Consider the following 20,914-nt stretch of genomic DNA (forward strand, 5'->3'; position numbering starts at 1 on the left):
GACCTGTGCTCCGGGCCCGGCTCACCGCCCTGTGCTGACGCGCCGTGCGAACCCGCCGTGCGAACGCTCCGGGCGTCAGCGGCGGAAGGGCAGCCCGGGGGTGGCGAGGGTACTGGGGGTGCCTTCGTTGGAGTCCAGCCGCTGGCGGGGCGTCTCGACCCGGCAGGTCCGGTCCGCCGAGGGCAGCCGGCCGTGGACGAGATACGCGGTGGTGAGCTGGTCGACGCAGGCGTTGCGGCCCGTGGCGTAGACGCCGTGGCCCTCGCCCTCGTCGACGACCACCAGCCGGGAGCCGCGCATGTCCTCGCGCAGCCCCCGCGCGCCGATCAGCGGGGTCGCCGGGTCCCACTCGTTCTGGAGGATCATCGCGGGGACGTCGTTCTCCACCCGGGTCGGCCGCTCCACCGGGCGGTCCCAGAAGGCGCAGGGGCTGATGTTGGCGGCGTGGTCCCCGTAGAGCGGATAGCGCGCCTTGTCGCGGATCGCGTCCTTGCGGTACGTCTCCGGGTCGCGCGGCCAGCCCCCGTCGCCGCAGTGGACCGCGAGGAGCAGCGAGGAGGCGGCGTCGCTGAACAGGTCACGGGCGCCCGGCAGCCCCTCGGTGGGCTTGCCCGCCGCCGCCCGCTTCAGCATCGCGACCTTCTCGGCCGCCCCGGCGGCGGAGGAGAACACCGGCTGCATGTTCCTGCGGATCTCATCACCGGTGAGCGGGATGCCGCCGGTCACGATCGGGGCGCGGTCCGCCCGGGCCACGATCCTCCAGAACGTGTCGGAGACCGCCTTCGGGGTGGTGCCCAGCCCGTAGGTGTCCGAGCGCTCGGCGGTCCAGCGGGCCCACCGGTCGAACGCCTTCTCCACCTCGGAGCCGTACAGCAGATGGTCCTTGCGCCAGGTCAGCTTGGGGTCGATGGCGCTGTCCAGGATCACGCGGTCACTGCGGTGGGGGAAGAGCTGGGTGTACACGGCGCCGAGGTAGGTCCCGTAGGAGTAACCCAGGTAGCTGAGCTTGCGCTCGCCCAGGACCGCCCGGATCACATCCATGTCCCGCGCGGTGTTCCGGGTGGTGAACTGGCCCAGGTCCGTTCCGTACTTCGCGCGGCACCGGTCCGCCGTGGTCCGGGTCACGGCCATGTCGTGGGCGAACGTCTCGGGCTTGTACGGCAGGTGGAACTCGCGCTCCTGCGGCCTCAGACCACACGCGATCGGGGTGCTCTGGCCGACCCCCCGAGGATCGAAGCCGATCAGGTCGTAGCGTTCCTTGACCGACTTCGGCAGCTTCAGGATGTCGTAGTACGGGAAGTCCACACCGGTGCCGCCGGGACCGCCCTGGTTGAGGAAGAGGGCGCCCCGTCGCTTGCCCGGATCGGTCGCTTTGCTCCGGGACACCGCGATCTCGATGGTCTTGCCGCCGGGGGCCCGGTAGTCCAGCGGCACGCTGAGCGTGGCGCACCGGGCCGCCGCCGGGTAGCCCTTGCCGCAGGAGCGCCAGTCCACCCGCTGCTCGGTGAAGCGCTCCAGCGTACCGGCGGCGGTGACGGCGGCACCGCCGCTCGCGGCGCTCGCCGGGGTGGCGGCGACGGCCGGGGTCAACACCCCCAGCGCGCTCACCGCGAGCAGTGGGGTCAGTGCCTGTCTGATGCGTCGCGACCGCATGGTGCGAGGGTCCTTCCGGTGGGTGACTGAGGAACCCTCAGACCCTCTCCCGTCACTCCGAGGGGGCGAATCGCCCTGGGGGATGGAGCGTGTCGGTCTGCGGTCGTAGACCGACACCGGAGGTCGCTACCCCTACAGGTGGAGCGGAAACGCGCCAGGGGCACCCTGAGTCGTACCCCGACCGCTCACCAACGTCGCCTCCCCCTACTCGGGCTGAGTGACCGCCAGCCCCCACCGGATGCGCTGTGCCGAGGCGTCGATCCCCAGCGTGAAGGACCCCGGGCGCACGATGCCCGGATCCAGCGTCACCGAGCCCACGCCCACGCTCCCGGCGGGGCAGTCCACCGTGAACGTGGCCACGTAGGCGCCCTGCGACTCCATCGTGGCCACGAGACTGCCGCCCCCCTCGCAGGCGACGGTGAACACGATGGGCAGATAGCCGTAGGCCCCGCCGGAGACGAGGCCCCCGTCCCCCCACGCCTCCTCCACCCACACCAGTCCGTCGGGACCGGGGTGGGGGAGCAGACCGGAGGCGTTCCCCGCCGCCGTGGCGGGCAGTGCCCCCGTCGCCGCCAGCCCGAGCGCCAGCACCGCCACGGTCACGCTTCTCCTCACACGTACCATCTCCACTCCCCGCTCCATCGGCTGACAGTGGGCTCAGTGTGCGGACAAGGACATTTCCGCGCATGAGTAGTCCTACTCATGGACGCGTCAACCCGACAGCCGGATCGAGGGGTTAGGCTGCAACCGCCCTGTGGGGGAAGTCCGGTCGAAATCCGGCGCTGACCCGCAACGGTGGACGTCGCCCCGGCCGGGGCGCGTGAGCCCGATCACCCACAGCGGCGTGGAATCCTGTTCAACTCGCCGTGGACTGCGAGGGGATGACCGGCGCGGCGCCCCGTCCCCGTGCCGCTCCTCCTGCGGTGCACGGCCCGAGGCGAAAGCGACGCTCGTGGCCGTACGTACCCCACCGACCCCGGCACGGAAGCCGGACGACGGTCCCGGCGCACCGCCCGCCCCCGGTACGGCATCCGTGCCCACGCGCGGTGTGCCACTCCTCCCTCTGATCGCCGCCCTCGCGCTCGCGCTGCCGCTCTCCGTGGTCTGCGGCGCGGCCATCGGGGCGTCCGGCGTCGGCTGGGGCCAGGCCGTCTCCCTGCTGTGGGCCGGAGTGACCGGTGGCACCCTCACCCCCGACCAGGTCCCCGCGTACACCATCGTGTGGGAGCTGCGCCTGCCGCGCGCCCTGCTGGCCGCCGTCGTCGGGGCGGGGCTCGCGGCGATCGGCGTCGCCGTCCAGGCCATGGTGCGCAACGCGCTCGCCGACCCCTTCGTCCTCGGCATCTCCTCCGGCGCGGCCGTCGGCGCCAACGCCGTCCTCATCTTCGGCGCGTTCGGTGCCCTCGGCGTCTGGGCCCTGTCCACCGCCGCCTTCGTCACCGCCCTGGGTGCGATGGCCCTCGTCTACGCCATCGCCCACACCTCCCAGGGAATCACCCCCGTACGGCTCGTCCTGACCGGCACCGCCCTGTACTACGGCTTCTCCGCGATCACCACCTTCATGGTCTTCGCGGCCGAGCACGGCGAGGCCGCGCGCTCGGCGATGATGTGGCTGCTCGGCAGCCTCGGCGGCGCCAGCTGGTCCGCCCTGCCCATCGCCGCGGGCGCCGTCCTCGCCGGGCTGATCCACCTCGGACTCTCCGCCCGCAGGCTCAACGCACTCGCCATGGGCGACGAGACCAGCGCCGCGCTCGGGGTCGACCCCGAGCGGCTGCGCCGGGAGCTCTTCGTGGTCTGCGCCGCCGTCACCGGAGCCGTCGTCGCGGTCAGTGGCGCGATCGGTTTCGTCGGGCTGATGGTGCCCCACGCCGTACGGATGCTGGTCGGCGCCGACCATCGCCGGGTCCTGGCCGTCGCTCCCCTCGCGGGCGCGGTCCTGCTGATCTGGGTGGACATCCTCTCCCGTACCGTCCTCGCCCCCACCGAACTGCCGGTGGGGGTGCTGACGGCGGTCATCGGCGTCCCGTGTTTCGTGGTGCTGATGCGCCACCGTGGCTACGCGTTCGGAGGTCGGTCATGACGGCGGGTGTCGACGGGGCTCGGGGGCCGGTTGTGAAGGTGCGGGGCGACGCGTCCGGAGGCCGGCGGTGAACGTGGACATCGACGATCTGACCGTGACCCTCGGCGGCGCCCGGCTGATCCAGGACATCACCCTGCACGCGGCGAGCGGCCGGATCGTGGGCCTCGTCGGCCCCAACGGCAGCGGTAAGTCCACCCTGCTGCGCTGCGCCTACCGGGCGCTGCGCCCGGCCTCGGGCACCATCCGGCTGGACGGTGACGACCTGTACGCCCTCACTCCGCGCGAAGCGGCGCGGCGGCTGGCCGCCCTCCCTCAGGAGACGGGCGCCGAGTTCGACTTCACCGCCTGGGAGGTGGTCGCGATGGGCCGGGTGCCCCACCAGCGGGCCACCGCCAGAACCTCCCTGGACGACCGCGCCGCCTGCGCGGCCGGGCTGGCGGCGGTCGGCGCGACCCATCTCGCGGACCGTGGCTTCCTGACCCTGTCCGGCGGGGAGAAGCAGCGGGTGCTGCTGGCCCGCGCCCTGGCCCAGCGGCCGCGTGTGCTGGTCCTCGACGAACCCACCAACCATCTGGACATCGCGCAGCAACTCGAAGTCCTGCCCCTGGTACGCGCGAGCGGGCTGACGGTCCTGACCGCGCTGCACGACCTCAACCTCGCCGCCGCCCACTGCGACAGCCTCTACGTGATGAACCATGGCCGGATCGTCGCTGACGGCCCACCCGAGGAGGTCCTGTCGGCGCCGCTGCTCGCCGAGGTGTTCGGTGTCCAGGCCCACCGGGTCCGCCATCCCGTCACGGGGGCGGTGCGGTTCCTCTTCGACCGCCTCCCGGACGGCGACCGGCTTCCGCACGGCGACGGGCTCCCGGACGGCGACGGGCTCCCGGACGGCGACCGGCTCCCCGACGGCGACAGGCCTCCGCGCGGCGGGCCGGGTCCGGCCCCGGCGCCCTGACACCTCTGCCACCTCGCCTCACCGACCCTGACCTCCCCCTGCTCAAGGAGTCCTCCGCCATGCCCCGCCCCGCACGCACCCCCGCCCTGATCCTGGCCACCATCCTGGCCCTCTCCGGCTGCGGCGCCTCCGTCGACACCGCGAAGACCGCCAAGGCCACCGAGGACACAGCGGCCGAAGACGCGGACCGGCACTACCCGGTGACCGTCGAGAACTGCGGTGAGCGCCGCACCTTCACCAAGGCCCCGGAACGGGTCGTCACCAATGACGTGGGCATCACCGAGATCATGTTCGCGCTCGGTCTCGAGGGCCGGATGGCGGGCTATGTGATGCCGGACAACAAGGGCTCGGTCCACCAGGTCCCCTGGAAGTCCGCCTACGAACGCACCACCTGGCTCTCCAAGAAGCGGATCAACACCGAGCTGGTGCTCGACGCCCGCGCGGACCTGGTCTTCGCGGGCTGGAACTACGGCTTCAACGAGAGCGAGGGCTTCACCCCCGCCAAGCTGCGCACGCTCGGTGTCGACTCCTATCTCCTCACCGAGTCCTGCCGTAACGGGCGTTCCGCCAAGACCCGCGGGGTCATGCCACCACTGGAGGCGCTCTACACCGATCTGATCAACCTGGGGAAGGTCTTCGACGTCGAGAAGCGCGCCGAGACCCTGGTGGCGTCCTTCCGCGAGCAGGTGGCCGCGGCCCAGGCCGCGGCTCCCCGGGGAGCCGACCGCCCCCGGGTCTTCCTCTACGACGACGGCCGGGACAAGCCGTTCACCTCCGGCGCCTACGCCGGACCGCACGACATCATCACGCGGGCGGGCGGCGACCACGTACTGAAGGACCTCAAGGACAGCTGGACCACGGTCGGGTGGGAGACCGTCGTGGAGCGTGATCCCGAGGTGATCGTGATCAACAACTACGGGGACATCAGCGCCGAGGAGAAGAAGCGGTTCCTGCTGTCGTACGCCCCCCTCGCCAAGGTCTCCGCGATCAGGAACAAGCGCTTCGTCGTCCTGGACTACGTCGATCTCGTGGAGAGCCCGCGCAATCCCTCCGCGATTGCCCGGCTGGCGAGGGAACTGCGCTGACCAGCCGAGCGGCTGATCACCGGGGCGGGGCCGGGCGGCTGACCACCGGGGGCGGGCGGGGCGGGCGCACCATTCACGTCATGTCGTCCGCCCCACCGAGCCTGCCCCTGGCGAGTTTCGACTCTGTTTGGTCTCGTTGGAATTCGCTAGATTCCCCCTCGTCAAGCAACACAAGTGATCAGCCTGTTGCGTCAGGCGTCCTGGCTGATCCGTTCGACGGCACCGCACACCTCCATGACCCCCGGTAGGAAAGGGACTGCCCCGTGCGCCGTTCTCGACGTGCCCTGCTTCCCGCAGCGGCCACTCTGCTCGCCCTGGTGATCGGCTCCACCGCCCCGGCCCAGGCCGTGGACGCGCCGCGGGAGGGGCTCGGCATCACCGCCAGCACCACCACGACCGCGCGCCTCGCCGACGGTACGCCCGTCGACTCCCCGGAGAGCATGGCGGCACTGGCCCGGTACTGGACACAGGAGCGGATGGCGAAGGCCATCCCCGCCGACCTCCCGCTACGCGCCACCGCCGCCCCGGAGGGGCCCGACCGGTCCGGGCCCACGGGGAAGCCCGTCTCCGTACCGCCCATGGCGCCGCGCGCCGACGGCGAGAACGGAGTGCAGCTCACCAGCCGTGGCGTCGGCATGGTCTTCTACACCCACCCGGCCGACGGACGGGACTACTTCTGCTCGGCTTCGGCGCTCGCCAGCCCGTCCCGGCAGATGGTCATCACGGCCGGGCACTGCGTCAACGAGGGCGGTACGAACGGCACACCGGGCCGTTACGCGCGCAACTGGATCTACATCCCCGACTACCGCTCCGGCCAGCGGCCGCTCGGCACCTTCCAGGCCAAGGAACTCCGCGCCCTCACCAACTGGGTGAACAACAGCGACCTCCAGTCGGACGTCGCGATGGTCACCACCCACCCCCTGGGCGGAAAGAAGCTGATCGACGTCACCGGGGGCAACGGGCTCAGCGTCAACTACGACCACCGGCAGACGGTGACGGCCTTCGGCTACTCGCTCGACCACGACAGCGCCCAGCTCCAGCGCTCCTGCAAGAAGACCGCCGCGCCGGTCGGCGCCCCGGACAACCGGGTGGAGATCCAGTGCGCCTTCCGTGGCGGTGGCGGCCCCTGGCTGCGGAACTACTCCGAGGCCCAGCAGCTGGGGTTCGTCAACGGAGTGGTGAGCACCCTGGTCACCGGCGGCTGGAACCGCAGCTCGCACTTCGGTCCGAGCGTGAAGGCGCTGTGGGACCAGCAGGGCCCGCGGACCTGACTTCGCGTCAGTGACCCAGGGGGTCGGTCCCGGCGGTGCGAGGCCGCCGGGACCGGCCCCGGCGCCGTCAGGGCCAGAGCGTGACACAGCCCTCGGCGTACACCTGCGCTCCCGCCCCGCCGGGGATGGCGGTTCCGCTCGCGCAGAGGTAGCCCGGACCGCTCATGTTCTCCAGGAAGACCGGACCGGTGGGCCCGGACGGCGGTGCGTCGCCGACGGTCTGACAGGCGATGCCGACAGCGCTTCCCTGCGCTCCCGGAATGACCTCGGCGCAGTCGTAACGGACCGATGCCGCGTGGGCGGGGGAGGCCGGGACACCGACGGCCCCGACGCAGACGAGGGCGGCGAGGGCCGCTCCGGCGATCGTGCGTCGCGTACGTGTGGCTGACATAGTGCTCCGTTCGGATGTCGGCTCCGCCCTCGGGCGGAGTGGGGTCAGCGCGAGAGAGGCCGGGGAGGGAGAGGGGGACGCGGCCTGAAGCGGAGACGGCGACGCGGCGGCCGGGTGGCCCGCCCCCGGGTCACTGGTAGTGGGCGAAGGCACCGCGCACCGCCGCCCGGTCGCCGCCGCCCGCCAGCAGGGCGAGCAGCAGCAGCCGTGCCTTGAGCGGGTCGAGGGTGCCCGCCGGGACCAGTCCGCGGGCCAGCAGCTCACGCTCCCCGCCGGGATAGGCGTAGGTGTGGGTGAGGACGGCGCCCGCGCCGGTGCGGGAGGCCAGGACGACGGGGATCCGCGTGGCCAGCTCCGCCAGCGGTCCCACCCAGTCGGCGGGGACATGACCGCCGCCGAACGCGGCGATCACCACCCCGTCCAGCCGCTCGCGCACTCCGTCGAGGAGCGCGGTGGAGCCGCCGAGGGTGGTGGTGACGATCTCGACCCGGACGGTGAAGTCCGACGGGCGCGGCACGGCGGGAGTGCGCTCGGGGGTGGTGTGGAGGCGGGGTGTTCCCTCGCTGAGCCAGCCGATCGGGCCGGTGCCCGGGGAGGCGAACGCGGCGACGCCGGTGGTGTGGACCTTGCGCACCCGGCGGGCGGCGTGGATCTCGTCGGCGAGGACGACCACCGGGCCGAGCCCCCGTACCAGCGGTGAGGCCGCCGTGCGCACGGCGGCGAGGAGATGGGCGGGCCCGTCCGCACCCGGCCGGGAGGGGTCCCGCATCGCGCCGGTCAGGACCACGGGCAGCGGCCCGTCATAGAGGAGATCCAGCAGCCAGGCGGTCTCCTCCAGGCTGTCGGTGCCCTGGGTGATCACCACCCCCGCCATTCCGCCGGCCTCCGCGCGGCGCAGGCGGTCCGCGACCTGGGCGACCAGTTCCACGGTGAGCGAGGCTCCGGGGAGCCGGGAGACGTCCTCCGCCGTCAGGGTGGCGTGCCGCGCGGTCTCCGGAACCGCCGCGAGGAGATCGGCACCGGTGAGCCGTGGAGCCACCCCGTCCGCGCCGGAGGCGGGGCGGGTCATCGCGATCGTGCCGCCCAGGGAGAGCAGCAGCACCGGGGGCGGGCTCGACGAGGGGGTGTTCATCGGCGCGATCACCTTTCGTCACGCGGTGCGGACAGTGGTGCGGAAGGCGGTACGGAGAGGGGGGAGCCGGTTCCTCGCTCGTGCGGGTGGTGCGGGTCGGGACGCGGGCGTCTGGGCGGTGCTGGTGTGCGCGGTAAGGGCCAGCGTCCCCTCCGTACGGCTATCCATCAAGGGGTCCGTACCGCCGGCCATCAAGGGGACGGCGTCGGTCGTCGCTTCCGCCGCGCGGACCGGTCAGGAATGGAGAAGCGCTGGTCGGAGGCGGGCTCCTAGGGTGAGGTGAGCGGTCGGACCCGGGCCGGAGGGAACGGGTCCAGGGCCCCGCGCGGCCCCTGCGGCGACTGACGGGCGGAATTTGATCTTCGTCCTGATTTGGCGGGTAAGAACTGACTTGCGATACTTGTCGGTCGCCGGAGGAGGGGCGACACCCCCCGGCGCGCGACCCGCCGAGCGCCCGGCCCGCCGCGTGGCCGTGGGCGGAGACGGCCGGACCCCGCGCGGCCGGACCGCTGAACCACGGGGAGACCGACGTACGGCTGGACCAGGGCCACGGGGCCGCACCGGTGACATCGGTGGGAACCGACCGCACGGGCGACCCCACCCGCGACAGATGGAGACACGATGAGCAAGGCCCAGAAGCCGGACGCCCAGGCTCCGCACCTCGCCGACAGCCATGCGCTGATCCGTGTGCACGGCGCCCGTGAGAACAACCTCAAGGACGTCAGCGTCGAGATCCCCAAGCGGCGGCTGACGGTCTTCACCGGAGTCTCCGGCTCGGGCAAGAGCTCGCTGGTCTTCGACACGATCGCGGCGGAGTCGCAGCGGCTGATCAACGAGACGTACAGCGCCTTCCTCCAGGGGTTCATGCCGACGCTCGCCCGGCCCGAGGTCGATGTGCTGGACGGACTGACGACCGTGATCACCGTCGGCCAGCAGCGGCTCGGCGGCGACCCCCGCTCCACCGTCGGCACGGTCACCGACGCCAACGCGATGCTGCGGATCCTCTTCAGCAGGCTCGGCACGCCGCACGCGGGTCCGCCCAGCGCCTACGCCTTCAACGTCCCTTCGGTCCGGGCGAGCGGCGCGATCACCGTGGAGCGCGGGGCCAGGAAGGCCGTGAAGCAGACGTTCAGCCGCACCGGCGGTATGTGCCCGCGCTGTGAGGGCCGGGGCACGGTCTCCGACATCGACCTCAGCCAGCTCTACGACGACACCAAGTCGATCGCCGAGGGCGCGTTCACCATCCCCGGCTGGAAGTCGGACAGCTTCTGGACCGTACGGCTCTACGCCGAGTCGGGCTTCCTCGACCCGCACAAGCCGATCCGGCGGTTCACCAAGAAGGAGATGCGGGACTTCCTCCACCGGGAGCCGACCAAGGTCAAGGTCGAGGGGGTGAACCTCACCTACGAGGGGCTGATCCCCAAGATCCAGAAGTCGTTCCTGTCCAAGGACAAGGAGTCGATGCAGCCGCACATCCGGGCGTTCGTGGACCGGGCCGTCACCTTCACCACCTGCCCCGAGTGCGACGGCACCCGGCTCAGCGAGGCGGCGCGGGCATCGAGGATCGCGGGCGTCAGCATCGCCGACGCGTGCGCCATGCAGATCAGCGACCTGGCCGTCTGGGTGCGTGAGCTGGACGAGCCGTCGGCCGCGCCGCTGCTGGCGACGCTGGGGCACACCCTCGACTCCTTCGTCGAGATCGGGCTCGGCTATCTCTCGCTCGACCGGCCGTCGGGCACCCTGTCCGGCGGTGAGGGCCAGCGGGTCAAGATGATCCGCCACCTCGGCTCCTCGCTCACCGACGTCACCTACGTCTTCGACGAGCCCACCGCCGGACTCCATCCGCATGACATCCAGCGGATGAACGACCTGCTGCTGCGGCTGCGGGACAAGGGCAACACCGTCCTCGTGGTGGAGCACAAGCCGGAGACGATCGCCATCGCCGACCATGTGGTCGACCTCGGTCCCGGCGCCGGTACGGAGGGCGGCGCCGTCTGCTTCGAGGGCACCCTGGAGGGGCTGCGGGCCAGCGGCACCCGCACCGGCCGTCACCTCGACGACCGGGCCGCGCTGAAGGAGGGCGTCCGCACGCCGACCGGAGCGCTGGAGATCCGTGGGGCGAGCGCGCACAACCTCGACGGCGTCGACGTCGACATCCCGCTCGGGGTGCTCACCGTCGTCACGGGTGTCGCGGGCTCCGGCAAGAGCTCCCTCGTCCACGGTTCGGTGCCCCCGGGGGCGGGGGTGGTCTCCGTCGACCAGAGCCCGATCCGTGGCTCGCGCCGCAGCAACCCCGCGACGTACACCGGGCTGCTCGACCCGATCCGCAAGGCGTTCGCCAAGGCCAACGGCGTCAAGCCGGCCCTGTTCAGCGCCAACTCCGAAGGCGCCTGCCCCACCTGCGGGGGCGCCGGGGTCATCTACACCGATCTCGCCATGGTGGCCGGGGTGAGCGCCCCCTGCGAGGAGTGCGAGGGCAGACGGTTCCAGGCGGCGGTGCTGGAGTACCACCTCGGTGGCCGTGACATCAGCGAGGTCCTCGCGATGTCCGTGACCGAGGCCGAGGAGTTCTTCGGCGACGGCGAGGCACGGACCCCGGCCGCGCACCGGATCCTCACCCGCCTCGTGGACGTCGGACTCGGTTACCTCAGCCTCGGACAGCCGCTCACCACGCTCTCCGGCGGTGAGCGACAGCGGCTCAAGCTGGCCACGCACATGGCCGACCAGGGCGGTGTCTACGTACTGGACGAGCCGACCACCGGGCTGCACCTCGCCGATGTCGAGCAGTTGCTCGGCCTGCTCGACCGGCTGGTCGACTCCGGCAAGTCGGTCATCGTGGTCGAGCACCACCAGGCGGTCATGGCGCACGCCGACTGGATCATCGACCTCGGTCCCGGCGCGGGCCACGACGGCGGACGGATCGTCTTCGAGGGAACCCCCGCCGAACTGGTCGCCGCCCGCTCCACCCTCACCGGCGACCATCTGGCACGGTACGTCGGCGGCTGAGCGGGTCGCACGGGTGCCGCTGGCGGGTGGGGCTGAGCGGGTGCCGCTGCCCGGTGCGGCCGAGTGATCGCGCGGGGGTGTGCCGCTGCCCTGTTCGGCACCCGGGAGCTCCGGTGGTCCCTCCGGCACGCGGTGGTCCCTTCGGTACGCGGGAGCGCGCCGATGTGGTTCCTCCGGCCCTGCCGGGCTTCGGTGGCTCCGGTGCCCGCGAACGGGGGTACGCCCTCCGGCTCTCCGCCGACCGCCGACCGCCGTCGGCGGAGAGTTGAGGACCTTCGACGCCCTGACCTGCTGGGTCACCAGGAGGTGCCCCGGTCACCGAAAAGTGCGTTCTTCCGCCTCAGCCACGGCTCTCCTACGGTTCCTGAGTCATCACAAGTAACCACGGGGGTGTCCCGCTTCGGTCCGGTCCGACGCGATCCGGTTTCGTCGCGTCCGGTTCGGCCGAAGCGGGGGTCCCGTGCCCTGGCAAGGAGACAGAAACATGGCCATCACCCTGGTGAACCCCCACGGTCTGCCGACGGTCGACGTCTACCACCAGGTGTCGGTCGCCACCGGACCCCGGCTGATCCATGTCGCCGGACAGGTCGCCCTCGACGCCGACGGCACTCCGGTCGGTGCCGGAGACCTCGCCGCACAGGTGGAGCGGTGCTACCTCAACGTCGCCACGGCCCTGGCCGGGGTCGGCGCCTCCTTCGGCGACGTCGTGAAGCTCAACGTCCATGTCGTCGACTGGAGTGCCGACAAGATGCCGCTGCTCCTGGAGGGGATCTCCCGCGCGGCCCGCGCACTCGGTGTCACGCCCGTGGCGCCCGCCACCCTGCTCGGAGTCGCCGCGCTGGCCGTGCCCGACCATCTCGTCGAGGTCGAGGCCACCGCCGTTCTCGACTGAGGTGGACGCGCGTTCCGGGCGGGGGAGGTGACGGACGCGGCCTGGACGCATGTACCAGCCGGGCGACGTGCCGGTCATGTCCTGGGCGGAGGGTGTGGCCGCTGCCGGGCCATGGCGTTGGCCCCGGCCGCCCGGGGCGCGAGCGGAGGGAGGCGGGCCAGGGTCGGCGCGGTGGTAAATCAGAGGTGAAACGAGAAACCGGCTCATAACCTTCCGGTCATGACCGTGATCGTCCGTCCCTTCCGCCCGGAGGAAGCCGCCCGGGTCTCCGACATCCTGCGCGCGGCCCTCCCGTACGCACTGACCACCCCCGACTCCGTACTCCATACCCTGCGTACCGCCGACCCCGCCGAGCGGCACCAGCGTCTCGTGGCCGAGCTGGACGGGGAGATCGCCGGAGTCGCCGACGCCGCTCTCCTCCCCGACTCCCGCGAGCCTGGGCGGGCCGAACTGAGCGTCCGGGTGGACCCCGCCCGGCGCGGCCGGGGCGTCGGAGCCGCGCTGCTGCGCGCGGCCGAGGCGCATCTCGCGGCCGTCGGCGCCTGGGAGGTCTCCGGATGGGCCGGGGACGAGCCCGCCGCACGGGCCTTCGCCCGGCGCCATGGCTACCGCTCGCTGGACATCTCCCACATCCAGCGGCTCGACCTGGCGCGGGTCGCGCTCCCGCGGCCGTCCGCGCCGCCACCGGGCGTCGCCGTGCGCGTCGTCGCCGAGTACGAGAACGATCCCCGGCCGGTCCACCGGGCGGACATCGAAGCCACCACCATCGACCCGGCCGATGTGGAGGAGGGCTACGCCGAGTACGAGGAGTGGCTGGAGCACACCTGGGGCGATCCGCTCTTCGACCGTGAACTCTCCACCCTCGTCGTCGTGGACGGGCGGATCGTCTCCCTCGCCTTCGTCGAGTCGGACCGCGACCGCCGCTGTCTGTGCGCCGTCACCGCCACCGTGCCCGAGCGCCGGGGCCGTGGTTACGCCACCCTGGCCAAGGCCGCCGCCCTGCGCCTGGCCCGTGCCCGGGGCATGACCGAGTCGTTCACCAGCAACGACTCCGGGAACGCGGCGATGCTCGCCATCAACGAGCGGTTCGGGTACGCGATCTGCGGCGGCGAGGTGCGTCAGCGGCGCGACCTCGCCCGAGTCCCGTAGCGGGGAGCGGTCCCGCTCGGGCGCGGACCTGGTTCGGGCGCGGAGGGGCGACACCCGGGGCCGGGTATGACTCCGAGGTGGGACCCGGCCGGGACTGGTACCGCTCTCCGGCTCCCGTGGCCCCGTCATCTCCGTGACTGATGTGATCACTGAGGCGTAAGTGCTGTGACGCGTAGGTGTGCTGTGACAGGGTCAGGGCCATGCCCTTCGATCACAATGACCACTATCACCGCTTACTGATCCGCCAGGTGCCGCCGGGGTGCGCCGTCGCCCTGGACGTGGGCTGCGGCACCGGTCGCTTCGCCCGGCGCCTGGCGGCGCTCGGCGTCGAGGTCGACGCGATCGACCCGTCCCCGGAGGTGATCGCGGAGGCCCAGGCGCGGTCGGAGCGGTCGGGAGGCGGGCGGAACCTGCGCTTCCGGCGGGCCGATATCACGGGGACGGAGCTGCCCCGGGGGCACTACGACTTCATCTCCTGTCTGGCCAGCATCCACCACATGCCCTTCGGTACGGTCGCCGCGCTCCGGGACGCGCTCGCGCCCGGGGGAGTCCTGGCGATCCTGGGGTGCTACCCGGAGAGGACCGCCGTCGACTGGGCGTGGAGCGCGACCGCCGTACCCGCCAACGCCGTCGCCCGGCTCGCCGTCGCGGCGGCGGACGGGGTCCGTCCCGCGCGGAGGTCCGACCGGGCCCCGGTCAGGGCACCCGTGGCACGGCCGACCCTGGCACTGGCGGATATCCGCAGGGAGGCGGCGACACTGCTGCCCGGGTGCGAGGTGCGCCGACTGCTGTTCTGGCGCTATCTCCTCGTCTTCCGCGCCACGGGCTGACCGGGATCGCCTCCGGGCCTCTGAGCCTCGGGGCCGCTGGCCCCCGGGGCGTGACTCCGGGTCCGGCGCCGAGCCTGGCGGGTGCGGGCGGGTGCTGACCAGGCGTCTGCTCGGTGACCGCTACGGACGTCTCGCCCCACCGTGCTCGCCCCGGCCCGCGCTCCGACGGCGACCCACGGCTGGCCGAAGCCGTGTGCCGGATCGTCTCCGTCAGCCACTGACCTCCAGGAACCAGGCACGGGCGGCCACCATCGGGGCGCGGTTGTCAGTGGTCGCCGCGATGCTTCACACCATGACCGACACTGTCTCCCTCACGGCCTACTGGGACGCCGCCGCCACCGACTTCGACGACGAGCCCGATCACGGGCTGCGCCATGCCGCCACCCGCGCGGCATGGTCGGCCCTTCTCAACTCCTGGATACGGCCCGTCCCGGCGGGGTCCGACGTCCTGGACGTGGGGTGCGGCACGGGCTCGCTCGCGCTGCTGCTGGCCGAGGAGGGACACCGGGTCACCGGGGTGGACCTCGCTCCCAGGATGGTCGGCCGCGCCCGGGAGAAGCTGACCCTGGCCGGTCATGAAGGGCGCTTCCTGGTGGCGGACGCGGCTGCTCCGCCCCTGGGCGGCGAGACCTTCGACGCCGTCCTGTGCCGACATCTGGTGTGGACCCTGCCCGATCCCGTCGCCGCGCTGCGCGGCTGGGTCGCGCGACTCCGTCCCGGCGGGACGCTGGTGCTGGTCGAGGGGCGCTGGCGGCAGGCAGGCCAGTCCACGCCGTATGTGGCGGGTGCGGAGGCTCTGCCCTGGAGAGGCGGTGTGACGGCGGAGGAGCTGAGCGGAGCCGTCCGCCCCCTGGTGCGGGAGCTGCGGGTCGAACACCTCAGCCACGAGCCGGTGTTGTGGGGCGGACCCGTCGCCGATGAGCGCTACGCGCTGATAGCGCGGGTCTGATCCCGTCCGACCGGCCCTGCCCGCGAACACCACGGGGCGGGCGGAGTGCCGGGTCAGGCCGCGGCTACGCCGCGCGCCCGCCGCCGGTCCCGTTGTACGGGGCCTCGGTGGGTGGCGGGAGATGAGTACGACGTACGGTCCGGCTGAGTAGCTCTACGGGGTCTGGCGCCGGTCGCCGGGGATAGCGTCCAGGGCATGCCTCTGGACTCCCTCCCCTCCGACGCGTCCGACAGCACCGCGCCATCCGCCGACGGTGTCTCAGCCCAGCGGACCTCCGCGCTCTCGGTCCTGGGCTGTGTGGTGGCGGGACTCATCCTGGTGGTGCTGGGCGTCGCCATGGTCGTGCTGGTGCTGCTGGTCGGTACGGCCGGGAAATGATGGTGGGGGAGGATGGGGCCATGTGGCAGGGGAGGATCGGCCGTCTCTTCAGACGTGCGGCGCCGACGCCGGGCGCCGGGCACACCGAGGCGGAAGCCGCGATCACGGCGCTGGGTATCGCGCTGGACGAGCACGCGTTCGCCCCGGGCCAGCCGGGAGCCACGGACGCGATGCGGGACGATCTGGGCCGGGCCCTGGACGCGTATGAGGAGGCCAAGCGCGCCCTCGCCGGCGCGGAGGGCGGCCGGGAGGCGGTCTTCGGGGCCCTGCGCGCGGTGGACGAGGGGAGATCCGCGCTGGCCCGACTCGACGCGAGGCTCGCCGGGGACGAGGTCGTCGAACGGCCGCCGCTCTGCTTCTTCGACCCACGGCACGGGGTGTCTACGACACGTGTGTTCTGGGCGCCCGACGAGGGAGCGGCCCGGCATATCGCCGTCTGCGCCGCCGACGCCGCACGGTTGTCGGACGGCCGGGCCCCGATGGGCCCACCTCCCCCGCCCCCGGTACGGACGGGCGTTCGCGGGGGTCCGGCGCCCCGCGCCACGCCGCCCCGTGGGTCCGGCCGTGGCACCGGGGCCGGGTCCGGACGGGCCGCCCCGGTGGCGCCCGCCCGGGAACTCCAGCTCCATGAACGTGAGATCGGGAGCGATCCCCGCTGGGTGAAGACGCCCACCATCACCATCCCCGTCATCGGCGAACCCGCGGTCCTCCTCTTCCGCACCGACCGCCCGTCGCGCGTCACCGTCTCCTTCGCACCGCCGCGCAAGGGCCGTGACGCGAGGACCTACACCCTCGGCGGCGGCTCCCAGCCCGTACGGGCCGCGCTCCCGATGGTGCGTGCCGGGAACAAGCGGGTGATCCGGTTCTCCGTTACCTTCCCCGATCATGTGCCCGGCGACTGGTGGGCCCGCTCGGAGGAACTCGCCACCGTGCCCACGGTCGATGGTTCCGCCGAGGGGTTCGGATACACCTTCTTCCACTACACCGGCCCGCGAGCTCCTGGCGTCCTGCGCCATCAGGGGCGTGGTCCCTTTCTGCTCCAGGCACTGGACGGCGATCTCCACGAGGGTGCCGTCCTCGCCCGGGGCAAGGGCGACGGCTCCGTCCCCTTTGTCTGGCCGGGGGAGGGCTACTACCAGGTGCGCTGTCGTGAGGTCTGGGAGCTGAGGACAGCGGACTGACCCGTATCGGGGCCGCAGGGGCGGCACTTGGGGACGCCCGCCCGTCTGCGGATGCGCGACGCTCCGGCACGGACATGACCGGGAGCTCCGGGAACGGGAAGGGCGACCGTTTCACGTGAAACCCCCCGCCTTGGGGCGGTCTGGTCAGAACCCCGGCCACTGGCTACCGTCGAGATCGTGACGGGTTCACCAAGCCTGACGAGCCCTCCGGGGAACGGCCGAGCCCCGTGGTGACGGGCCCGGGGAAGCGACGCGGACGATCGCGAGGAGAGGCGATGGACGAGGGGCTCGCGCTGCGGATCCGGGTCTTCCGTGACAGCGCTCGGGTCCGGGCCGATGTCGCCGACTTCGTCACGGCGGAACTGGAGCGGCTGGCGGCCGGTGGCCGGACCGTCACGGAGGACACCGCGGGCATACTGACCAGCCATCTGATGATGGCCCTCACCCGGCTGGTGAAGGGCGAGACCCTCGATGGCTCACCCGCCGACGCCCATCTGGCGGCGGAACTGGCGGAGCACCCCGAGGCCGTCCACGCGGCCCGTGAGCTGGCCGCACGGGCCCGGGACGGGCTGGGAGCCGCCTTCCCCACGACCGAGATCGCCTTTCTGGCCCTGCATCTGGCCGCCCTGGCCCGCCCCTCGCCGACCGGAACGGTCCCTGACGTACGGAGGGCGGACGGCGGGCCGAAGGGGCGCCCGGGACCGGAGGAGCCAGGGGAGCGACCATCGCTCACGGGAGAACCCCGTGAGTGGCGCGGGAGAGACGAGGACCCACCATGACCACCATCCTCACGGGCGGCCTGGGCAAGGCCGAGGTGGCCCGGACCATCGACACACTGGCGCTGGACGGCATCACGGTGACCGTCTGCAACGACATGGAGGCCGCCGCGCTGCTGCGCGCGGGCCGGGCCGACTACTTCCTCGGCACCTGCCACACCGGTGCCGGTGCCTCGCTGGGCGTCCTCGTCGGACTGATGGGCACGGACGTCTGCCATACCTTCGGCCGTTCCATCCCCACCGGGGACGAGGTCGCCGCCCTGCTGACCGGCGGCAGAAGGATCTTCGGATTCAGCCTGGACCAGATCGGGGCCGCGGCCCCGGTGATCGTCCGCGCCATCGCCGCGCACACCACCTGACCCGGACGGTACGACGCGAGGGGGCCATCGTTGAGCGGGAACCCCGCCGTGGGCGGTGCCGACCTGAGCTTCTCCCTGTCCCAGCAACTGACCGTCATCGCCGTGTGCGCGCTCACGGCCCTCATCGCCCATCTGGCGCTGGCCGTCTTCAATGACGGGGTGCGCCCGTTCCTGCTCGACTTCATCCAGGGCAGGAGCACCCGGGGCGCCACCACGGCGGTGTCGTTCGGGCTCTCCGCCGGGTTCATCTTCGGCCTCGGCGCCCCGATGGCGCTCTCCACCGGGGTACTCAATCCCTGGCTGCTGTTCCTGCCCACCGATGTCCTGGGACTGCTGGCGCCGAAGCGGTGGCTGGCGCCCCTGCTCGGCGCGGCGTGGGGCGCGGTCGTCGTCTTCGGGCTGGACGGCGCCACCACCGTGGCGGGCCGGCTGCCGGTCGACTTCCTCGCCGCCCTGCGGGAGATGGCGACCCCGATCCTGTTCCTGTTCACGCTCTTCCCCGCGCTCGCGATCACCCGGCAGTTCGGCAGGGCGCGCGGTGCCCTCGCCGCCGTCGTGCAACTGGCCCTGGTGCTCGCGACGATGAAGCTGTGGCCCGAGGTGTTCCCGGGGGCCATCGCCATGGCGGTGGGTGTGCTGGCGCTCATCGGCTTCGCCGCGGCCAGGGATATGGGGCGGCGCCGCGCCGACCGGGCGGAACGGGCAGCTGTGGGTGTGCGGGCAGCCGCGGGTGTGCGGGCCGCCCAGGAGGTGCGGGAGATCCCGGTAGGCCCGGGTGTCGCGGGCAACCAGGGAGACGAGACCGTCCGAGGCGCCGGTACGGCCGGTGGGAGTCCGGCCGACGCGAGCCCAGGGGCCGACGGCTCCGGGGCTGAGGGCTCCGCGACGGCGAACCTCGGGAAGGCGAACCTCAGGGACGAGAACCTCGGGAAGGCGAATCCTGGGAAGGCGAACCTCGGGGACGGGAACCCCGCGAAGGCGAACCCCGGTAGGCCCGGGTCGCGCACGGCCGCCGGGAAGCCCAGCGCACGGCGTCAGGGGGATCCGGCCGCCGAAGAGCTCGGGCGCCGGGCGCCGGGTCCGGCCGTCGTCGCGGCGGGGGGCGGGGACCCGATGGCATCGCTCTTCGCCACCAGCGCGACCCGGCTCCGCGCGCGGCTGCCGCTCTTGATGCTGCTGGGCGCGGGGGTGTGCCTGCTGGCCCAGACGCGTGCCTTCGGTGGCGGGGAGGCCACGAGCTTCCTCATAGCCCAGGGCGAGTACGGGGAGGCCGCCCAGGTCGACCTCTACCGCGCCTTCGGATTCCTGCCGCTGATCGCGACGACCGCGCTGGCCTCCGGCGCGTACGGCATAGCGGGTCTCACCTTCGTCTATCCCGTCGGCTATCTGCTGCCGAACCCCTGGCTCGCCGCCCTGTGCGGCGCGCTGGTCCTCGCCGCCGAGGTGCTGGCCCTCGCCAGGATCGGGCGGCTGCTGGGCGGGCTGCCGTCGGTGCGCGACTGCTCGGAGCAGCTGCGCGGGGCCATCACCGACACCCTCGGTCTGGCCATCCTGTTCGGCTCCCTGATGGCCGCGTCCACCATGGGCGGTGGGCTCGGCATCCTCATCGTCGGCGGGCTGTACCTGCTCAACGAGGCGATGGGCCGGGTCGTCGTCCGGATGGCCGCCGCCCCGGCCGCCGTGGTCGTCGGCGGTGTCCTGCTCAACCTCCTGTACTGGCTGAACCTGTTCACCCCGGTCAAGGGCTGAGCCGGCCCAGGGAAGGTGTCCCATGCGTACTCTGCGGACCGTCACCGGCCCCCTGCCGACGTCCGCCGTCGTCGGCCCCGTCCTCGCCCATGAGCACCTCGCCCTCGATCTGCGGCGTGCCGGGGACCCGGGGGCGGTGCTGGACCACCGCCACGCCGGGGCGATCACCGGTGAACTCGTGGCGCTGCGGGAGTCGGCCGGCCTGTCGCTCGTCATCGAGCAGACCGGCCGGGGCATGGGGCGCGACGTGGACGCGCTGGCGCGGATCTCCACCGCGTCGGGCGTCGCCGTGGTGGCCGCCACCGGGTGGTACCACGAACGGTTCCACCCGCCCGAGGTCGGCGGCGGCGCCGATATCGGGCGGCTCACTCAGACGCTGCTGTCCGATATCGACACCGGTATCGGACCGGCCGGAATCCGGCCCGGACTCATCGCCGAGGCGGGCAGCGGGGGCGAGCGGCCCAGCGAGCCGGAGCGCCGGACGCTGGCCGCCGCCGCGCGCGCCGCCGTCGCGGCGGGCCTGTCCGTGGCCACCCACGCGACGCTCGGCCGGGGCGGACGGGCCCAGCTCGAACTGCTCATGGCGCGGGGTCTCGCGCCGCACCGGATCGCCCTCGGCCACCAGGACCTCCTCGACGACCCCGGCACCCACCGCCGACTGGCGGCCGAGGGGGCGTATGTCTCCTTCGACACCGTGGGCAAGATCGGCTACCAGAGCGACACCACCCGGCTGCGCCTGCTGCTGGCCCTGCTCGACGCCGGGCACGCCGACCGGGTGCTGCTCTCCTGTGACATCTCCCGCCACGCCTATCTGACCGGTGCGGACGGACCGGGCTACGGGCATCTGTTCCGGTCCTTCCTGCCCCGGGCGCGGGCGGCCGGAGTGGACGACGAACTGATCGACCTGATGACCCGGCGCAATCCGCTCCGCTTCCTGACCGGAGCGAGCGAGGCGCCCCAGGCGACTGGGGCGAGCGGCGCCGGACCCGAGCCGGACACGGCCGGGCCGCGCGGATCCCGGCCGGACGGATCCGGGCCCGCGCCACCTGGGTCCCGGCGGGACGGATCCGGGCTCGCG

General features: G+C 72.7%; 18 protein-coding genes, 1 pseudogene and 1 riboswitch. Of the genes and pseudogenes, 15 read left to right on the forward strand and 4 right to left on the reverse strand.

The features are described from left to right. Positions 1 to 75 precede the first annotated feature (75 nt). Entirely contained in the window at positions 76 to 1,653 is a 1,578-nt protein-coding gene (locus ACFVIM_RS11930; protein WP_384300556.1) for an alpha/beta hydrolase, read from the reverse strand. Between the two features lie 204 nt (positions 1,654 to 1,857). Beyond that, positions 1,858 to 2,256, reverse strand: a complete 399-nt coding sequence (locus ACFVIM_RS11935) for a hypothetical protein (RefSeq protein WP_384300557.1) — start codon at positions 2,254 to 2,256, stop codon at positions 1,858 to 1,860. A gap of 154 nt (positions 2,257 to 2,410) precedes the next feature. Beyond that, a riboswitch (cobalamin riboswitch) is annotated at positions 2,411 to 2,489 on the forward strand. A 197-nt stretch (positions 2,490 to 2,686) separates the two neighbouring features. On the opposite strand from ACFVIM_RS11935, the gene ACFVIM_RS11940 reads away from it, so the two are divergent. The 4 genes from ACFVIM_RS11940 (at position 2,687) to ACFVIM_RS11955 (ending at position 7,044) form a co-directional block, all read left to right on the forward strand. After that, positions 2,687 to 3,733, forward strand: coding sequence for a FecCD family ABC transporter permease (locus tag ACFVIM_RS11940; protein WP_384300558.1), 1,047 nt, complete (start codon positions 2,687 to 2,689; stop codon positions 3,731 to 3,733). A gap of 67 nt (positions 3,734 to 3,800) precedes the next feature. Then, positions 3,801 to 4,688, forward strand: coding sequence for an ABC transporter ATP-binding protein (locus ACFVIM_RS11945; protein ID WP_384300559.1), 888 nt, complete (start codon positions 3,801 to 3,803; stop codon positions 4,686 to 4,688). A gap of 59 nt (positions 4,689 to 4,747) precedes the next feature. Next, positions 4,748 to 5,773 carry an ABC transporter substrate-binding protein gene (locus ACFVIM_RS11950; RefSeq protein ID WP_384300560.1) on the forward strand — a complete coding sequence of 342 codons (1,026 nt, stop codon included), beginning with the start codon at positions 4,748 to 4,750 and terminating at the stop codon, positions 5,771 to 5,773. Between the two features lie 263 nt (positions 5,774 to 6,036). Continuing rightward, complete coding sequence (locus tag ACFVIM_RS11955; protein WP_384300561.1) at positions 6,037 to 7,044, forward strand: trypsin-like serine peptidase; 1,008 nt, start codon at positions 6,037 to 6,039, stop codon at positions 7,042 to 7,044. A gap of 67 nt (positions 7,045 to 7,111) precedes the next feature. Here ACFVIM_RS11955 and ACFVIM_RS11960 read toward each other — a convergent pair whose 3' ends face one another. Together ACFVIM_RS11960 and ACFVIM_RS11965 are read right to left on the reverse strand one after the other, a co-directional pair. Further along, complete coding sequence (locus tag ACFVIM_RS11960) at positions 7,112 to 7,435, reverse strand: hypothetical protein (protein ID WP_384300562.1); 324 nt, start codon at positions 7,433 to 7,435, stop codon at positions 7,112 to 7,114. Positions 7,436 to 7,565: 130 nt separating this feature from the next. Next, a complete protein-coding gene (locus ACFVIM_RS11965; protein WP_384300563.1) occupies positions 7,566 to 8,567 on the reverse strand; it encodes an asparaginase in 1,002 nt (333 codons plus the stop codon). Positions 8,568 to 9,188: 621 nt separating this feature from the next. Between ACFVIM_RS11965 and ACFVIM_RS11970 the strand changes: the two genes are divergently transcribed. The 11 genes and pseudogenes from ACFVIM_RS11970 to ACFVIM_RS12020 all read left to right on the forward strand — a co-directional run. Then, positions 9,189 to 11,573, forward strand: coding sequence for an ATP-binding cassette domain-containing protein (locus tag ACFVIM_RS11970; protein WP_384300564.1), 2,385 nt, complete (start codon positions 9,189 to 9,191; stop codon positions 11,571 to 11,573). A gap of 484 nt (positions 11,574 to 12,057) precedes the next feature. Next, positions 12,058 to 12,465, forward strand: a complete 408-nt coding sequence (locus ACFVIM_RS11975; protein WP_384300565.1) for a RidA family protein — start codon at positions 12,058 to 12,060, stop codon at positions 12,463 to 12,465. Positions 12,466 to 12,684: 219 nt separating this feature from the next. After that, complete coding sequence (locus tag ACFVIM_RS11980; protein ID WP_384300566.1) at positions 12,685 to 13,614, forward strand: GNAT family N-acetyltransferase; 930 nt, start codon at positions 12,685 to 12,687, stop codon at positions 13,612 to 13,614. Positions 13,615 to 13,814: 200 nt separating this feature from the next. Further along, the gene (locus ACFVIM_RS11985) at positions 13,815 to 14,444 is read left to right on the forward strand and encodes a class I SAM-dependent methyltransferase (RefSeq protein ID WP_384300567.1); all 630 of its coding nucleotides are present in this window, start codon (positions 13,815 to 13,817) and stop codon (positions 14,442 to 14,444) included. 292 nt (positions 14,445 to 14,736) lie between these two features. After that, positions 14,737 to 15,393, forward strand: a complete 657-nt coding sequence (locus tag ACFVIM_RS11990; protein WP_384300568.1) for a class I SAM-dependent methyltransferase — start codon at positions 14,737 to 14,739, stop codon at positions 15,391 to 15,393. Positions 15,394 to 15,588: 195 nt separating this feature from the next. Further along, complete coding sequence (locus ACFVIM_RS11995; protein ID WP_384300569.1) at positions 15,589 to 15,771, forward strand: hypothetical protein; 183 nt, start codon at positions 15,589 to 15,591, stop codon at positions 15,769 to 15,771. 20 nt (positions 15,772 to 15,791) lie between these two features. Then, on the forward strand, positions 15,792 to 16,952 hold the full coding sequence (locus ACFVIM_RS12000; RefSeq protein ID WP_384300570.1) for a hypothetical protein: 1,161 nt from the start codon (positions 15,792 to 15,794) through the stop codon (positions 16,950 to 16,952). Positions 16,953 to 17,227: 275 nt separating this feature from the next. Further along, positions 17,228 to 17,731, forward strand: coding sequence for a PRD domain-containing protein (locus ACFVIM_RS12005; RefSeq protein ID WP_384300571.1), 504 nt, complete (start codon positions 17,228 to 17,230; stop codon positions 17,729 to 17,731). Beyond that, positions 17,728 to 18,087, forward strand: coding sequence for a DUF2620 family protein (locus ACFVIM_RS12010; protein ID WP_384300572.1), 360 nt, complete (start codon positions 17,728 to 17,730; stop codon positions 18,085 to 18,087). Before ACFVIM_RS12005 ends, ACFVIM_RS12010 begins: the two co-directional genes overlap by 4 nt. 30 nt (positions 18,088 to 18,117) lie before the next feature. Further along, positions 18,118 to 19,836 carry a YhfT family protein gene (locus tag ACFVIM_RS12015; protein ID WP_384300573.1) on the forward strand — a complete coding sequence of 573 codons (1,719 nt, stop codon included), beginning with the start codon at positions 18,118 to 18,120 and terminating at the stop codon, positions 19,834 to 19,836. 22 nt (positions 19,837 to 19,858) lie between these two features. After that, positions 19,859 to 20,785 (forward strand): annotated as a pseudogene (locus tag ACFVIM_RS12020) (phosphotriesterase); the annotation flags it as partial. Between the last annotated feature and the right edge of the window lie 129 nt (positions 20,786 to 20,914).

This window comes from Streptomyces sp. NPDC057638 (assembly GCF_042800315.1).
GTDB lineage: Bacteria > Actinomycetota > Actinomycetes > Streptomycetales > Streptomycetaceae > Streptomyces.

Excerpts from the sequence above, each read along its gene's own strand:
- ACFVIM_RS12005 (WP_384300571.1), top strand. The coding sequence starts at position 17,228 with ATGGACGAGGGGCTCGCGCTGCGGATCCGGGTCTTCCGTGACAGCGCT.
- ACFVIM_RS11950 (WP_384300560.1), top strand. The coding sequence starts at position 4,748 with ATGCCCCGCCCCGCACGCACCCCCGCCCTGATCCTGGCCACCATCCTG.
- ACFVIM_RS11985 (WP_384300567.1), top strand. The coding sequence starts at position 13,815 with ATGCCCTTCGATCACAATGACCACTATCACCGCTTACTGATCCGCCAG.
- ACFVIM_RS11960 (WP_384300562.1), bottom strand. The coding sequence starts at position 7,435 with ATGTCAGCCACACGTACGCGACGCACGATCGCCGGAGCGGCCCTCGCC.
- ACFVIM_RS12000 (WP_384300570.1), top strand. The coding sequence starts at position 15,792 with ATGTGGCAGGGGAGGATCGGCCGTCTCTTCAGACGTGCGGCGCCGACG.
- ACFVIM_RS11990 (WP_384300568.1), top strand. The coding sequence starts at position 14,737 with ATGACCGACACTGTCTCCCTCACGGCCTACTGGGACGCCGCCGCCACC.
- ACFVIM_RS11930 (WP_384300556.1), bottom strand. The coding sequence starts at position 1,653 with ATGCGGTCGCGACGCATCAGACAGGCACTGACCCCACTGCTCGCGGTG.
- ACFVIM_RS11995 (WP_384300569.1), top strand. The coding sequence starts at position 15,589 with ATGCCTCTGGACTCCCTCCCCTCCGACGCGTCCGACAGCACCGCGCCA.
- ACFVIM_RS11980 (WP_384300566.1), top strand. The coding sequence starts at position 12,685 with ATGACCGTGATCGTCCGTCCCTTCCGCCCGGAGGAAGCCGCCCGGGTC.
- ACFVIM_RS11965 (WP_384300563.1), bottom strand. The coding sequence starts at position 8,567 with ATGAACACCCCCTCGTCGAGCCCGCCCCCGGTGCTGCTGCTCTCCCTG.
- ACFVIM_RS11970 (WP_384300564.1), top strand. The coding sequence starts at position 9,189 with ATGAGCAAGGCCCAGAAGCCGGACGCCCAGGCTCCGCACCTCGCCGAC.
- ACFVIM_RS12010 (WP_384300572.1), top strand. The coding sequence starts at position 17,728 with ATGACCACCATCCTCACGGGCGGCCTGGGCAAGGCCGAGGTGGCCCGG.
- ACFVIM_RS11975 (WP_384300565.1), top strand. The coding sequence starts at position 12,058 with ATGGCCATCACCCTGGTGAACCCCCACGGTCTGCCGACGGTCGACGTC.